The 13,305-nt window shown below is 40.4% G+C and carries 14 protein-coding genes; 6 read left to right on the top strand and 8 right to left on the bottom strand.

Annotation, left to right across the window (positions count from 1 at the left end):
* Nucleotides 1-215: 215 nt before the first annotated feature.
* Together ACZ9AO_RS06705 and ACZ9AO_RS06700 are read right to left on the bottom strand one after the other, a co-directional pair.
* The gene (locus ACZ9AO_RS06705) at nt 216-536 is read right to left on the bottom strand and encodes a DUF3889 domain-containing protein (protein ID WP_053533939.1); all 321 of its coding nucleotides are present in this window, start codon (nt 534-536) and stop codon (nt 216-218) included.
* Between the two features lie 49 nt (nt 537-585).
* On the bottom strand, nt 586-1,554 hold the full coding sequence (locus ACZ9AO_RS06700; protein WP_476108723.1) for a M14 family zinc carboxypeptidase: 969 nt from the start codon (nt 1,552-1,554) through the stop codon (nt 586-588).
* A gap of 132 nt (nt 1,555-1,686) precedes the next feature.
* Between ACZ9AO_RS06700 and ACZ9AO_RS06695 the strand changes: the two genes are divergently transcribed.
* A complete protein-coding gene (locus tag ACZ9AO_RS06695; RefSeq protein WP_048689737.1) occupies nt 1,687-1,929 on the top strand; it encodes a YhdB family protein in 243 nt (80 codons plus the stop codon).
* Between the two features lie 129 nt (nt 1,930-2,058).
* Here ACZ9AO_RS06695 and ACZ9AO_RS06690 read toward each other — a convergent pair whose 3' ends face one another.
* The 3 genes from ACZ9AO_RS06690 to ACZ9AO_RS06680 form a co-directional block, all read right to left on the bottom strand.
* Nucleotides 2,059-2,586 carry an NADPH-dependent FMN reductase gene (locus ACZ9AO_RS06690; protein ID WP_053533937.1) on the bottom strand — a complete coding sequence of 176 codons (528 nt, stop codon included), beginning with the start codon at nt 2,584-2,586 and terminating at the stop codon, nt 2,059-2,061.
* A 154-nt stretch (nt 2,587-2,740) separates the two neighbouring features.
* The gene (locus ACZ9AO_RS06685; protein WP_476108722.1) at nt 2,741-4,471 is read right to left on the bottom strand and encodes a phospho-sugar mutase; all 1,731 of its coding nucleotides are present in this window, start codon (nt 4,469-4,471) and stop codon (nt 2,741-2,743) included.
* Nucleotides 4,472-4,623: 152 nt separating this feature from the next.
* Nucleotides 4,624-6,171 carry a carbon-nitrogen hydrolase family protein gene (locus ACZ9AO_RS06680; protein ID WP_096340223.1) on the bottom strand — a complete coding sequence of 516 codons (1,548 nt, stop codon included), beginning with the start codon at nt 6,169-6,171 and terminating at the stop codon, nt 4,624-4,626.
* 190 nt (nt 6,172-6,361) lie between these two features.
* On the opposite strand from ACZ9AO_RS06680, the gene ACZ9AO_RS06675 reads away from it, so the two are divergent.
* Both ACZ9AO_RS06675 and ACZ9AO_RS06670 read left to right on the top strand, forming a co-directional pair.
* Entirely contained in the window at nt 6,362-6,799 is a 438-nt protein-coding gene (locus tag ACZ9AO_RS06675) for a disulfide oxidoreductase (protein ID WP_095391050.1), read from the top strand.
* A complete protein-coding gene (locus ACZ9AO_RS06670; RefSeq protein WP_127777223.1) occupies nt 6,799-7,269 on the top strand; it encodes a thioredoxin family protein in 471 nt (156 codons plus the stop codon). The genes ACZ9AO_RS06675 and ACZ9AO_RS06670 overlap by 1 nt, the downstream gene beginning before the upstream one ends.
* Nucleotides 7,270-7,337: 68 nt before the next feature.
* On the opposite strand, the gene ACZ9AO_RS06665 is transcribed toward ACZ9AO_RS06670, so the two are convergent.
* Complete coding sequence (locus tag ACZ9AO_RS06665; RefSeq protein WP_476108721.1) at nt 7,338-7,745, bottom strand: DUF5365 family protein; 408 nt, start codon at nt 7,743-7,745, stop codon at nt 7,338-7,340.
* Between the two features lie 232 nt (nt 7,746-7,977).
* Here ACZ9AO_RS06665 and ACZ9AO_RS06660 point away from each other — a divergent pair, with 232 nt between their 5' ends.
* Nucleotides 7,978-8,889: an RluA family pseudouridine synthase gene (locus ACZ9AO_RS06660; protein WP_476108720.1), complete on the top strand. Its 912-nt coding sequence runs from the start codon at nt 7,978-7,980 to the stop codon at nt 8,887-8,889.
* Between the two features lie 595 nt (nt 8,890-9,484).
* On the opposite strand, the gene ACZ9AO_RS06655 is transcribed toward ACZ9AO_RS06660, so the two are convergent.
* A complete protein-coding gene (locus ACZ9AO_RS06655; protein WP_170946860.1) occupies nt 9,485-9,739 on the bottom strand; it encodes a GlsB/YeaQ/YmgE family stress response membrane protein in 255 nt (84 codons plus the stop codon).
* Nucleotides 9,740-10,214: 475 nt separating this feature from the next.
* Entirely contained in the window at nt 10,215-11,045 is an 831-nt protein-coding gene (locus ACZ9AO_RS06650; protein WP_476108719.1) for an aldo/keto reductase, read from the bottom strand.
* 394 nt (nt 11,046-11,439) lie between these two features.
* On the opposite strand from ACZ9AO_RS06650, the gene ACZ9AO_RS06645 reads away from it, so the two are divergent.
* Both ACZ9AO_RS06645 and ACZ9AO_RS06640 read left to right on the top strand, forming a co-directional pair.
* Entirely contained in the window at nt 11,440-12,438 is a 999-nt protein-coding gene (locus tag ACZ9AO_RS06645; RefSeq protein WP_476108718.1) for an inorganic phosphate transporter, read from the top strand.
* 237 nt (nt 12,439-12,675) lie between these two features.
* Nucleotides 12,676-13,296 carry a DUF47 domain-containing protein gene (locus tag ACZ9AO_RS06640; RefSeq protein ID WP_048689774.1) on the top strand — a complete coding sequence of 207 codons (621 nt, stop codon included), beginning with the start codon at nt 12,676-12,678 and terminating at the stop codon, nt 13,294-13,296.
* The last annotated feature ends 9 nt before the right edge of the window (nt 13,297-13,305 follow it).

The following is a 13,305-nucleotide window of genomic DNA, read 5'->3' as shown; positions in this document are numbered from 1 at the left end:
ATTGTTTCAATCTGATACTAACTATACTGGTTAGCTGCTCATAAATGCAATGAAAACTTCATGGCAGCTGACCGTATTGGAATCAATTCCCTTTAACAACGAATCCGATATCCCCCTTTTCCGGACAACTTTTAAAAGGAAATCAGAAAAAAACATCTTCTCGAGGTGAAGATGTTCGGTAAGATGCCTACCTGGAATTTCGGTTTGTCCTGATCTCACTTTCCTTTTTGCTCCGTGACCTTCAAACTAAGTAATTTTTCATTTTTCAAATCATGTTGTACGGTCACGATGACATTGAACTCCTGACCTTTATCCTCGACCAAAAATCTGAAATCGTCTTCGACGAGATTTTTCGCTACAGTTTTTCTGCCCTTATATTCGTAGTCGGTAATCTCAACTTCAGGATAATCTGCCTGCACTACCGTAATCGCAATCTTTCCGTATTTTTCGTAATCGGGTTTTTGGGCCTGTGCTGATATGGATCCTGCTTGTATGATTAAAAAAATCCCCATTAGCATCACGATGACTTTTTTCAAAATCTTTTCCTCCTCATACTTTCCGCTTAGTATTATTATGTAAAAATGTTCAGTTGTTATGCAGCTGCTTCGCTTCTTTTACAAGCATGATTCCAACTAATCGATTCCTCTTCCACTCCTCAGGAAACACAGTCAACGGCGGATTGGTTTCATCCACTAAATAACTTAGTTCAATCGTCATTCCCGGGCGGCTGAATTCAGTTATGAACCAATCAGTAAATCCGCTTCCTACCGCTTCTTTCTCCGGAAAGGTCAGTTCATACCCAGTCATTTCGGCAGTTTTTTTGGCAATCCCATAATCTCTCGCCATATTTTTCCGTTTATTTTTGTAATGCCAAAAGATTTCCCTTCCTGAGGTATGATAGGAAACAGCAATAAGGGGATCGATCTCCTTCGTGAAATTCGTAAGCGCTTTCACTTCAGCTGCTTCCAGTGGTTGTCCGCCTTTATAAAATTGATACGTCGGTTTTGTTTCATGACTCATGACTTCTTTCCATCCAGCCGGATATTGCCTATTCAAATCAATGCCTTTAGCGTTGGCTTTCCATCGTGACCAATTCCTGCTATATCGGTTCATTTTCCATACTGCAGCCTTTTCAAGAACATTTAAATTGGATAAATCTCCTTGCTGGATGCTCACGCCATCTGGATTCAGCATCGGGATGAACCAGATGCTCACTTCATCCAATGATTCCGACGGAAATTCTCCAACAGGTTTGCCCGCTCGATAGGCGGCTGCATACTCTTCAAGCATGCGCATTAAAAGTATGGAACTGAGCCATTCCCGTCCATGATGTGATCCCACCAGCAAAATCGATTTTTTTCCTTTCCCTAACCTGATTGCCTTTATATTTTTCCCCTTTTCAGTTTGTCCGATTATTTGAACATCCAATCCATACTGCTTTTGAATTCCTTGCAAATCCAATTCCAGCTGTTCAGGGGAATACACTTCTGCCGCCAGCGATGATTCAGGGTAAAAAAGAAGCACTAATATTCCAATTACCATTATTTTTCTCATGTACTCACCTTTTATTTTTATTCAGGTAAAAAGCAACAACCGCGGTCCAAATACATCGCCACTTATTGTAAGGAAATGTTCTGTCAGATCTGAACAAAATACAAATAGCTCCTTATTAAGGGGGAGAAGAACATGAGGATTGCGGATTATGATCAGGCATTGTTTCACACACACCGTTCTGATTGGGACAGCTTGTTAGTATTGATGGTTCGAACGAAAGATCACTTTCTTTCGAAAAAAATAGAACATTTTTTGCACGCTTACAGGTTTGAGCATGATTATCAAATCGTTCAATCCCAGCTGTATGCACTGCTTCGTTATCTGGATCATGCGGCAGAAAAAACAAGTGATTATTTAAGTGAACTTCCAAGCTAAAATCAACTATAGTTTTTGCAAATCGTGAAAATTTATACAAGAGGATAATTATCGGGGATATAACTTTGGCTGGTGAAACCCTATAAAAACAAGGAAGGGTCAGGTATTGAATACCTGACCCTCATTTCATCATTTTTTCATTGTAGCATATGCAGTTGCATACATTTTAAGCTCTTCGATCATACCTTCAACAAGTACCGCAGACTCTTCAAATAAACCATCATTTTCGTAATCGAAGCAATGCGGATCCAGAACCAATTGTTTTGCGATCACATTTGCATAAAGGCTTCGACCCACTGTCCTCATTGAATTCAAGGCATTGATCCCGCCTTTTCCTCCGCCGGAGACAGCCAATAGAGCGACAGGTTTATGCGTGAATTGTTCACTGCTTAAAAAATCCAAGGCATTTTTCAAGGCTCCGCTCATGGAACCATGATATTCCGGAGTGGTCAGAATTACGCCATCAGCTTCCTCGATGCTTTTCCGGAGACCTTGAATCACTTCCAATTGATATTGCTCACCTTCACCTGAATATAAAGGGATTTCGCTATTGCTTAAATCAATTAGTTCCGCTCCGTATTTCTTAGATATGTAGCGTGAGGCAATCCCCGTACGCCCTTGTTTACGTGGTGAACCATTAATGATTACTAATTTCATGAATTAAACCTCCATTATTCCCGTGTTTTCCGAGATCAGTCGCCAATACAGTATACCAAAACCGAAACGGAATTTCCTAGAATTTCGATTTTTCATTCAACTAAAAATCATAAAAAAAACGAAAGACCGAAGAAGTCTTTCGTTTAGCTTACATTTAAACCAATGCTTCAATCTTGCTCATGAAATCTTCCATGACTCCCGATAACTTGGACTCTGCTTCTTGCATTGATTTACCTTGGACACCGAAATAGAATTTAATTTTCGGTTCGGTGCCTGAAGGACGCAGGCAAACCCATGTACCATCCTCAAGGAAATACTTCAATACATTGGATTTCGGAAGCTCGATCAATTCTTCATTATTTGAAAGTAATGTACTCTTCTTGCTGCTTTGGTAATCTTCTTCAATGACTACCGGAATGCCAGCTATTCGGGAAGGAGGATTTTGACGGAATTGATTCAATATTCCTTGAATCTGTTTTGCTCCCTCAATGCCCTTTAAAGTCAATGAACGCAAACCTTCCAAGTAAAAGCCATACTTTTCAAACACATTCAGCAACCCTTCATATAGTGTCAATCCCTGCTTTTTATAATGGGCACAAACCTCGACAGCAAGCACTGCAGCTTGAATGGCATCCTTATCACGTGCAAAGTCTTTAATCAGATAACCGTAGCTTTCTTCATATCCGAACAAGAAGCTACTTTCCCCGCTTTCATGATACTGATTTATTTTCTCGGCGATGAACTTAAACCCGGTAAGTACATCAACCGTCTTCAAGCCATATGACTCGGAAATCGTCCGACCGATTTCCGAAGTGACGATGGTTTTTAAGATGACTCCATTTTGGGGAATCTTTCCTTTCTCTTTTTTCTGGGACAGTAAATAGTCCAGGAAAAGTGCACCTGTTTGATTTCCAGTCAGGACAACATATTGACCCATCTCGTTTTTAACGGCAATTCCAAGCCGATCGGCATCTGGGTCCGTTGCTATCAATAAGTCCGCCTCGACCTTGTTTCCAAGCTCGATGGCCATTTCAAATGCAGCTGGTTCCTCTGGATTCGGAGACTGAACTGTCGAAAAATCCGGATCCGGCAATTCCTGCTCCTTAACGATATGCAAATTTTGATACCCTAAGCTTTGCAGTGCCCGCCTGACGGATTTATTTGCCGTTCCATGAAGCGGCGTAAAGACGATTGACACATCTATTTCCTCAGCAAGCTGCGGGTTCTCGGGAACCGTCAGCAGCTCACGATTATAGGCAGCGTCCAATTCCTCACCAATCATTTCGATGAGGCCCTGCCCTTTAAGGACTTCAGCTTCTTCAACCTGAATTTCAAGCTCACTTTCAATGGCATTCACATAGCTGATCACCTGGTCCGCTGCTTCCGGTGGCAATTGTGCCCCATCTGACCCATAAACCTTGTAACCATTATATTCAGGCGGATTGTGGCTTGCCGTGATGACGATTCCAGCAAAAGCATTCAGCTCGCGAACCGCAAATGACAATTCTGGAGTTGGACGCAATTCATCGAATAAATAAGCCTTCACCCCAAATGTAGCCAAGGTCTTAGCTGCTTCGAGTGCAAATTCCGGGGACTTATGTCTCGAATCATAAGCGATCACAGCCCCTCTTCCTTTTGCTTCTACCCCAAACGAAGAGATATATTGAGCCAACCCAACCGTTGCCTTCCTTACAGTATAAAGATTCATCCGGTTCGTTCCCGCGCCGATTTCTCCACGCATTCCGCCTGTTCCAAACTCTAAATTTTTATAAAAGGCATCTTCGAGTTGTGCTTCATCCCGCTGCATTTCCTCAAGGAGGACACGTAATTCCCCATTTAAATTCTGGTACCCTGCCCAAGTAGTGTATAAAGATTTCCAATCCATCTCCAACATCTCCTCCCAAACGCCTTATTTGTAATTATTATGTATCTGCCTTACATATACAAAATTATCATATTTATTCCAATAAATGAAGTAAAGGCTCGTAATGAAAAGAACCTAATCCAGTGTTCTTCACATCACGAGCTGTTTTCTTCCTATTTTTCGCCATCTTTGTAATGCAGATGGTAAATATCATGGCGGCGATCTTTCAATTGCTTTACAGTACCGGACTGACGCTCCCGCCTTAAGATCTCCAAATCGACATCGCCAATCAGGACCATCTCAAGGTTCGGGCTGGTTTCCCCGACTATGCCGTCACGTGCAAATTCGAAATCCGAAGGAGAGAAGATTCCCGATTGGGCATATTGGATATCCATATTTTCCGTTTGCGGGAGATTTCCGACCGTTCCGGAAATGACGGTATAAATTTGGTTTTCCACGGCACGGGCCTGGGCACAATAACGGACTCGCAGGTAGCCTTGCCTGTCTTCTGTACAAAATGGGGTGAATATGATTTTGGCTCCCATGTCGGTTGCAATCCGGGCGAGTTCCGGGAACTCAATATCATAACAAATTTGTATGGCGATTTTTCCACAATCCGTATCAAAGACACGAACGCGGTCACCTGCGTTAATACCCCACCATTTTCTTTCATTCGGTGTAATATGAATTTTATATTGCTTCTCAATCGTCCCATCGCGACGGAATAAATAAGCGATATTATAGATATTATCATCATCTTCTTTAACGAAATGGGAACCGCCGATGATATTGACGTTATACCTTACAGCTAAAGTGGTAAACAATTCAATGTACTGCTCCGTGAAATCCGACAGTTTCCTGACAGCCAAGCTTGGTGATCTTTCATTCAAGAAAGACATCAGCTGGGTTGTGAACAATTCCGGGAACACGGCGAAATCCGCATTGGCATCCGAAGCAACGTCGGTGAAATACTCGACTTGGTTAGCGAAGTCATCGAATGAATCGATTTTACGCAGCATGTATTGCACAACGCAAATCCGTACCGGTTCCGATGTTTTATAATATCGTTTTGTTTTCGGCTGATAATCAACGTTATTCCACTCCATGAGCGTAGCATACTTATTGGATTGCAAATCGTCCGGCAAATAATTCGGATTGATCCTCATAAGCGTAAACCCATTTAAAAGCTGGAACGAAAGAACCGGATCATATATTTTGTGCAATTGAACTTCTTTTACATACTCCCTTGGTAACAGTTCCTCCGCATGTTTATGGTAATTGGGGATTCTGCCCCCGATAATGATGCTTTTTAAATTCAAGTGGGCAACAAGTTCTTTCCGTGAATCATATAGTCTTTGACCAATTTTCATCCTGCGGAACTCAGGATGGACCATGACCTCGATTCCATATAAATTATAACCGTCCGGATTATGATTCGTGATGTACCCATTATCGGTTACATCATCCCATGTATGGCGGTCATCATATTCGTCAAAATTAATAATGAGGCTGGAACATGAGCCAATTACTTTTCCATCATATTCAGCCACAAACTGCCCTTCTGGAAAAATTGCCAGATGGCTCTCAAGCTGATCTCGCTTCCAGGGAACCATTCCCGGAAAGCAACTCGACTGCAAAGCAATTATTTCATCTATGTCTCCTAGCCTCATATTACGTATTTCCATTATTTTTTCATATTTATGCAGGTCCAAATTAGGCATTTTCCTCAGACTCCTTTAATCTCTTCCATAAGAATTATACCCCTTATTCAAAAATTAAAACAACTGAACCTACCCCTTGATTTCAAATAAAAACATTCTGAATGTCCTTTAAAAGAATATATATTTTACAGACGCGGTCCTAACATACTATACTTTTCATGAGAGTATAAAGAGATGGGGAAGAGGAACCATGAACAATACAAAACGCAGTGTGGAAAACTTATTATTTGCAGCCTGGGCTGCTTCCATCATTGCGATGTTTGGAAGCTTATATTTTTCTGAAATAAAGCAATACGAACCTTGTGCGCTCTGTTGGTATCAGCGGATCATCATGTATCCTTTTACGATCATATTAGGAATTGCAATCATTCGAAAAGATTATTGGATCAGCTTTTATACCATGATATTATCCGCTATCGGTGCATTCATTTCCACGTACCATTACTTGATACAAAAGGTTCCATTCTTTTCTGACCACACCCTTGCATGTGGAAGGGTTCCATGTACAGGACAATATATAAACGTATTTGGTTTCATCACCATCCCGTTCCTAGCCTTGACTGCATTCATCATTATTTTCATATGCAGTTACATCATATGGACAAGATCCAAGGAGGTTGCAGCTTAATGAAAAAAATGGCTATATTTTTAGTGATAATCGTCGCACTATTTGTCCTGCTGGGCGTTTTTACAAACTTGAAAAAAGAAGAAAAATCAAAAGGGAATCCATACGGGAAGGATAAGCTTAAACCCGCTACTGTCGATCAGCTGGATGACCCCAATTATCAAAACCTGATCCTGCCGGAAGAATTGGAGCAGGACCTCCAGGATAATGAAGATGCGACCGTTTATTTCTATAGTCCTGAGTGCCCGCATTGTCAAAAAACCACCCCAATCGTGGCTCCTTTGGCAGAAAAGTTAGGGATCGATCTAGTACAATTCAATCTTTTGGAGTTTGAACAAGGATGGAGCGATTATGGAATCAAAAGTACACCGACAATCGTTCACTATAAAAATGGTAAAGAACAAGAACGGATCGTTGGCTATAATGATGAGAAAACGTTCGAGAAATGGTTCAAGGACCACGATATTAATTAAGGATCGAAAAAATGAGCCGGCCCTAACGGAAATGCTTCTCCCGTTATAGCCGGCTCATTTTTTTTACCTTATACTAAATATTGATTCGCCACCTGGATGTCCATCATCTGCATATCATTATTCGCTTCATGGTTTATACTTAAAAAATGGTCATAATAAAAGGGGAAGAATATTCCGCATTCATTCAATAGAGTGATGTTATGTTGGAACATTTCTTCAGATTTAGGTTCCATCACCCTCTTTTGTTTGTCTAATATCGACATAAGGACTTGAAGACATGTCATTACTTGAAATGCGTCTCTTAATGTTGCCAAGTAAGTAACAGAACTTCGATTGGGCTCTAAAACGCCAATCTCACGAAAATGAAGGATTTCACTTTCCGTAAAGTATTTTGGAAATACAGATTCGTAGAAACGAGACACGAGACTCGCTATTTCTTGCTCTTGTTCTTCCGTTGAAGAAAAGACCGTCTTCACTAAAAAAACCACCTTTTTTCAGATCCGTTAGACCTATCTATTATATGTATATTCTAGGACAAGGGATTTCTTTCCCCATAGAATAACATAAAAATTGTAAAAAATATGTGGTAATTTCCACCACTAAAAATCTTAGCAATAGGCCCAAGGTTACTTTTTTATACCTTATCCATAATTATTATAGATTTTTTTCATTCAAGCACAACCAAACGAGTCGAAAGTAGGAGTTAAATTGGAAAATTTCAAAATAACTAACCAACATTTAATAATTGATGTTCTCCAAAGTTGGAATGGATTAACATTGGAAAAGCTTTTCAGGGAGCGTTGGAAGGCCCCGAAAAAATTAGTGCATGAATGGAGGATGAGTAAAGAAGTGACAATGAACGGGAATTACGTCACCTGGTCAACTATCCTTAATGAAGGAGATACGATCAGCATCCCCTTATTGGATCACGCTGAAAATGAAACAGTTCAAGCTGCAGACTTAGGAATTACCATCTTATATGAAGATGATGTGCTGTTGATAGCCAATAAGCCGGCTGGAATGGAAACCCACCCTTCTCAACCGGGTGATGCACACTCCCTCCTCAATGGAGTCGCGCACCATCTTCAAAAAACCAGCCAGACCTGTATGATCAAGCATATTCATAGGCTTGATAAAGATACCACCGGTGCCGTCCTTTTTGCCAAAAACCGCCTCATTGGGTCCATGCTGGATAGAATGTTGGAAGAAAGGGAAATCAAGCGGACTTACCTAGCTTTAGTCGAAGGAAACATTAAAAAGGATGAAGGCGAAATCAAAGAAAAAATTGGACGTGACCGCCACCATGCCACTAGACGAAGGGTTTCCCCTACTGGCCAGACGGCAGTCACCCATTATCGGGTGCTCAACCGTGATTCCAAGAAAAACTTGACCCTCGTCAGCTGCACCCTGGAAAGCGGACGAACCCACCAAATCAGGGTGCATTTCAGTCATTTGAACCATCCCTTGGCCGGAGATACATTGTATGGCGGAAAAAAGACATTTCCACGCCAAGCCCTGCATGCAAGGAAAATCGAATTCATCCATCCCATTTCAGAAGAAAAAATGATCATTGAAGCTCCTTTCATTGATAGACCTGAAATATTCGATCTCAACATTTAAACAAAAGGAGTACAACAAAGTTGATTGGAGCGTAAGGTACGAGACTCCTGCGGGAATACGTGTCCAGGGGAGACCCCGCAGGCGCAAAGCGTCGAGGAGGCTTCCCGACCGCCCGCGAAAAGCAAGTGCCTGGAGAGGTAATCAACATTTCAATTCTATAAACACTCAAAAATACTGTAGGAAAAATCAATTATTATCGAGTTTGTAGTCCAATGGAACTCTATCTAAAAGGTAAAACAAAGTTGATTGGAGCGTAAGGTACGAGACTCCTGCGGGAATACGTGTCCAGGGGAGACCCCGCAGGCGCAAAGCGCCGAGGAGACTTCCCGGACCGCCCTCGGAAAGCGAGTGCCTGGAGTGGAAATCAACACCTTTTTTGCAAACTCAATTAATTTCGAATTTGAAAGTCTGAAACACCGTTCCATTTCAGATATTGTTATTCCTTCATTAATATTAATCCGAAATTGTCGCCTTTCGGATTTTCTGCATGTTGGTCAGATTTTTCTCCTCTACGGACTGATTATACGAAAGTCAAGACGGTTCATTTTGCGCATAAAAAAATAGCTGGCCACTTGGGCCAGCTTTATTTTTGTGCTTATGAAGCTTTTCTCATGCCTTTTAAGATAAGGCTTAAGATGAAGACAAATACGATTGCACCAATCAATGCTGGAATTATAGCGAAATCTGCTACTGAAGGTCCCCAGTTCCCAAGAATTAATGAACCTAACCATGCACCAACAAAACCAGCGATAATGTTACCGATAATTCCAAATGGAACGTCACGTCCAACAATCATACCTGCTAACCAACCGATGATACCTCCGATAATTAATGACCATAAAAATCCCATAATATATTTCCTCCTTCAAATTAGTTATTTTTTCATTTTCTGCAGCAGACTCCAAGAAATTAAATCACTTCCATATTGTCATGCTTTTTTTCAGTACTTTTAACCTTTACATTCAAATGGTATGATGCCGATTCGCACAATATCTAATGAATGTGAATGTTTTAGTTATTGGGTAGTGTTAGCTAGCTATAGCCCTTGAGTAACTGATTGGACAATCCTCTTGTTAGTGAATTTTTTCTTTTTGTTTGCTGCTGTACTCATTATTTTCCCCGTTTAATTAATCTAAAACCTAATTTTTTTTAAAAATATTTGGCAACAAAAACAGGATTATCAGACATGTTAAACGGGTATACCATAGGCTTAACTTTGTCACATAGTTAGTATAAGCAGCAATCGTCTTGATTATGTTCATAAAGGAAAAAGAAAAAGGGTGCCCCATTATCGGGACACCCTCCTTTCATTTGCTGTATTCTTTTTAGAACAAAAGTTCATCGGGATTGCTGCCGAAACGTTCATTTTTGTTCAAGGCATCTATTTGATTCATTTCATTTAAACTCAATGAAAAATCAAATACCTGCCCATTTTCCTTGATACGGGATGGCGTAATCGATTTAGGTATTACAACTAGATCATGTTGCAGATGCCATCTAATCAACACTTGTGCTGAACTTTTCCCGTGCTTCTTTGCTATATGATTAATTGTCGGCTCTTCCAAAAGGTTTCCTCTGCCTAGCGGGCTCCATGATTCTACCTTTATTTCATGTTTTGCACAGTAATCACGAATTTCGACTTGAGTTAAAAGTGGATGCAATTCAATTTGATTGACGACCGGCTTCACTTCACTGTTTGCAAGTAAATTTTCCAAATGATGAACATGGAAATTACTTACACCGATTGATTTCACCTTTCCATCCTTATAAAGCTTCTCCAATGCCCTCCAGGTTTCCAGATATTTATCTTTTCCCGGCCAGTGGATCAGGTATAAATCCAAGTATTCCAATCCAAGGCGATTTAAACTATCCTCAAATGCCTTGAGCGTCGTTTCATATCCTTGCTCGGTATTCCACACTTTGGAGGTTATGAACAATTCTTCACGTGGCACTCCGCATTCCCGAATCGCTTGGCCTACACCTTCTTCATTTTCATAAACGGCCGCTGTATCAATCGCACGATAACCGACTTCGATCGCTTTTTTGACGGACTCAACCGTTTCATTGCCGTTTTTCACTTTAAATACACCGAAACCCAACTGTGGCATTTTAACTCCATTATGTAAGGTGATCGTTTCCCCAATATTCGAAATCATTCCATCATTCCCCCTTACTTTTATTTACCAATTATACATCCCTCCACCTTCTATTTCTAACCATAAGCATCGGGATTTATAGAGTCCCTTGAGTGAAAGCCCATCCCTAAAGGCCATTTATATATATCAATGTAACATTTTATCTTTTTAATCATTCACTAAGTTAAATATTTTGTAAAAAAATGACGAAACATCTATCCTTAAAGGTATGTAATTCGTTACAATAGTATAGTTCGATTTTAAACCATGTAAAAAAGAAGGTGCCATCTTTAAAGAATAATCAAAACTAAAACTCCCATTCTAAATATTGAGGAGTGCAAACTGTCCTGCGCCCAATCATTGGCCACAAACTATATTCACTTTATATACTTGAAATCAAGGGAGTCCTCCATGTATGAATACCATACTCATCTTAACCGCGCTAATAATAATTTTTGCTTTGGTCTTTGACTTTATCAATGGCTTCCATGATACGGCTAACGCCATCGCTACAGCCGTATCAACCAAAGCACTTAAACCACGTCATGCAATCATCATGGCTGCGGTCATGAATTTATTCGGAGCATTGACCTTTACCGGTGTAGCGCATACCATTACGAAGGATATCGTCGATCCTTTCACATTGAATAATGGTTCTTATGTTATCCTTGCTGCACTAATTTCGGCAATAATATGGAATTTAATCACTTGGTATTTTGGCATTCCAAGCAGTTCCTCCCATGCGATCATTGGTTCAATAGCTGGAGCGGCCATCGTGGCCAGTGGATTCGATGCGATTAAATGGAGTGGATTCACTAAAATTGTACAAGCATTGATCCTATCTCCCATCCTTGCCTTTACGCTTGGATTCATTGTTTACAGTATCTTCAAGGTAGTATTCAAAAATAATAATTTAGGAAAAACCAATACACGATTCAGGAGAATACAAATTGTCACGGCGGCCATCCAGTCTTATACACATGGGACGAATGATGCTCAAAAATCCATGGGTATCATCACGATGGCTTTGATCGCTAACGGATATGCCTCTACCTCTGAAGTTCCTTTCTGGGTACAATTATCTTGCGCTATAGCCATGGCGCTTGGTACATCGATCGGAGGTTGGAAGATCATCAAAACCGTTGGCGGTAAAATCATGAAAATCCGCCCGGTTAATGGTGTGGCTGCCGATATGACTGGAGCAGCGATCATTTTCGGTGCAACCTTCCTGCATATGCCGGTCAGCACGACACATGTCATTTCTTCTTCAATACTTGGGGTCGGTTCTGCACACCGCATCAAAGGGGTAAAATGGGGAACCGCAAAAAACATGCTGGTCACTTGGTTCATTACATTGCCAATTTCTGCTTCCTTAGCTGGAATCATTTACTATTTGATTGCTTTATTTTTATAGAACCTTTTGCCTTTCCATATCGGAAAGGCTTTTTTTTTACAAATCCCCCTTATAAATGCAGGGTTTTTCCCTTTTTTTAATTTTCCTTGTTTTTTTATGTAAAGTTTTATTAAGATTTTGTAAATTTTCGTCGAAAAACCTTCCCGGATACTACATGAATTCGTTACAATCAATTTGTTAATACTAAGCGTACGACTAAAGTGCGTAAATTTGCATGACTAATTGGGAGGCTTTAACATGGCTTTTAAATCAAAAAAAGACAAATTCGCGGTAATGCTTTTTAACATCGCTCAAAACCTTAAAGAAGGTGCTGACTATTTCGCGGATTATAAACTCAAGAACATCTCCGATCTCAAAGTATTTTCAGATACCATGAAAGACTATGAGCATAAAGGCGATTCAATGGTTCATAATGTGATCAAAGAGCTGAACAATGCTTTCATCACTCCTATCGAACGGGAGGATATCCTTGAATTAACCATGAGAATGGATGATGTCATAGACGGTTTGGAACACTGTGCGGCATTATTCGAAATGTACTCTATTGTCAATGCAGATGAGTATATGCTTAAGTTTGTGGATGCAATCAAACAGTGTACGTATGAGATTGAAAATGCTGTCGATACACTATCGACTAAAAAATTACCAATGATTCGTGAACATGCAATCAAAATTAAAGATCTTGAATCCGTTTGTGACGGAATCCAACGTCAATCAATCAAAAACTTGTTTACAGTTGAAAAAGATCCAATCAGGATCATTCAATATAAAGAAATTTACGAAAGCCTTGAAGAGATTGCCGATCACTGTCAAGCGGTGGCCAATACACTTGAAACAATCATAATGAAAAACGCCTAAGGAGTACCC

The sequence above is a fragment of the Peribacillus sp. TE19612 genome, assembly GCF_056279465.1.
The sequence above is the reverse complement of the archived record's forward strand: the minus strand, read 5'-3'. Positions and strand labels throughout refer to the sequence as shown.

Excerpts from the sequence above, each read along its gene's own strand:
- ACZ9AO_RS06655 (WP_170946860.1), bottom strand. The coding sequence starts at position 9,739 with ATGGGATTTTTATGGTCATTAATTATCGGAGGTATCATCGGTTGGTTA.
- ACZ9AO_RS06640 (WP_048689774.1), top strand. The coding sequence starts at position 12,676 with ATGGCTTTTAAATCAAAAAAAGACAAATTCGCGGTAATGCTTTTTAAC.
- ACZ9AO_RS06670 (WP_127777223.1), top strand. The coding sequence starts at position 6,799 with ATGAAAAAAATGGCTATATTTTTAGTGATAATCGTCGCACTATTTGTC.
- ACZ9AO_RS06700 (WP_476108723.1), bottom strand. The coding sequence starts at position 1,554 with ATGAGAAAAATAATGGTAATTGGAATATTAGTGCTTCTTTTTTACCCT.
- ACZ9AO_RS06675 (WP_095391050.1), top strand. The coding sequence starts at position 6,362 with ATGAACAATACAAAACGCAGTGTGGAAAACTTATTATTTGCAGCCTGG.
- ACZ9AO_RS06650 (WP_476108719.1), bottom strand. The coding sequence starts at position 11,045 with ATGATTTCGAATATTGGGGAAACGATCACCTTACATAATGGAGTTAAA.
- ACZ9AO_RS06685 (WP_476108722.1), bottom strand. The coding sequence starts at position 4,471 with ATGGATTGGAAATCTTTATACACTACTTGGGCAGGGTACCAGAATTTA.
- ACZ9AO_RS06645 (WP_476108718.1), top strand. The coding sequence starts at position 11,440 with ATGAATACCATACTCATCTTAACCGCGCTAATAATAATTTTTGCTTTG.
- ACZ9AO_RS06695 (WP_048689737.1), top strand. The coding sequence starts at position 1,687 with ATGAGGATTGCGGATTATGATCAGGCATTGTTTCACACACACCGTTCT.
- ACZ9AO_RS06690 (WP_053533937.1), bottom strand. The coding sequence starts at position 2,586 with ATGAAATTAGTAATCATTAATGGTTCACCACGTAAACAAGGGCGTACG.
- ACZ9AO_RS06680 (WP_096340223.1), bottom strand. The coding sequence starts at position 6,171 with ATGCCTAATTTGGACCTGCATAAATATGAAAAAATAATGGAAATACGT.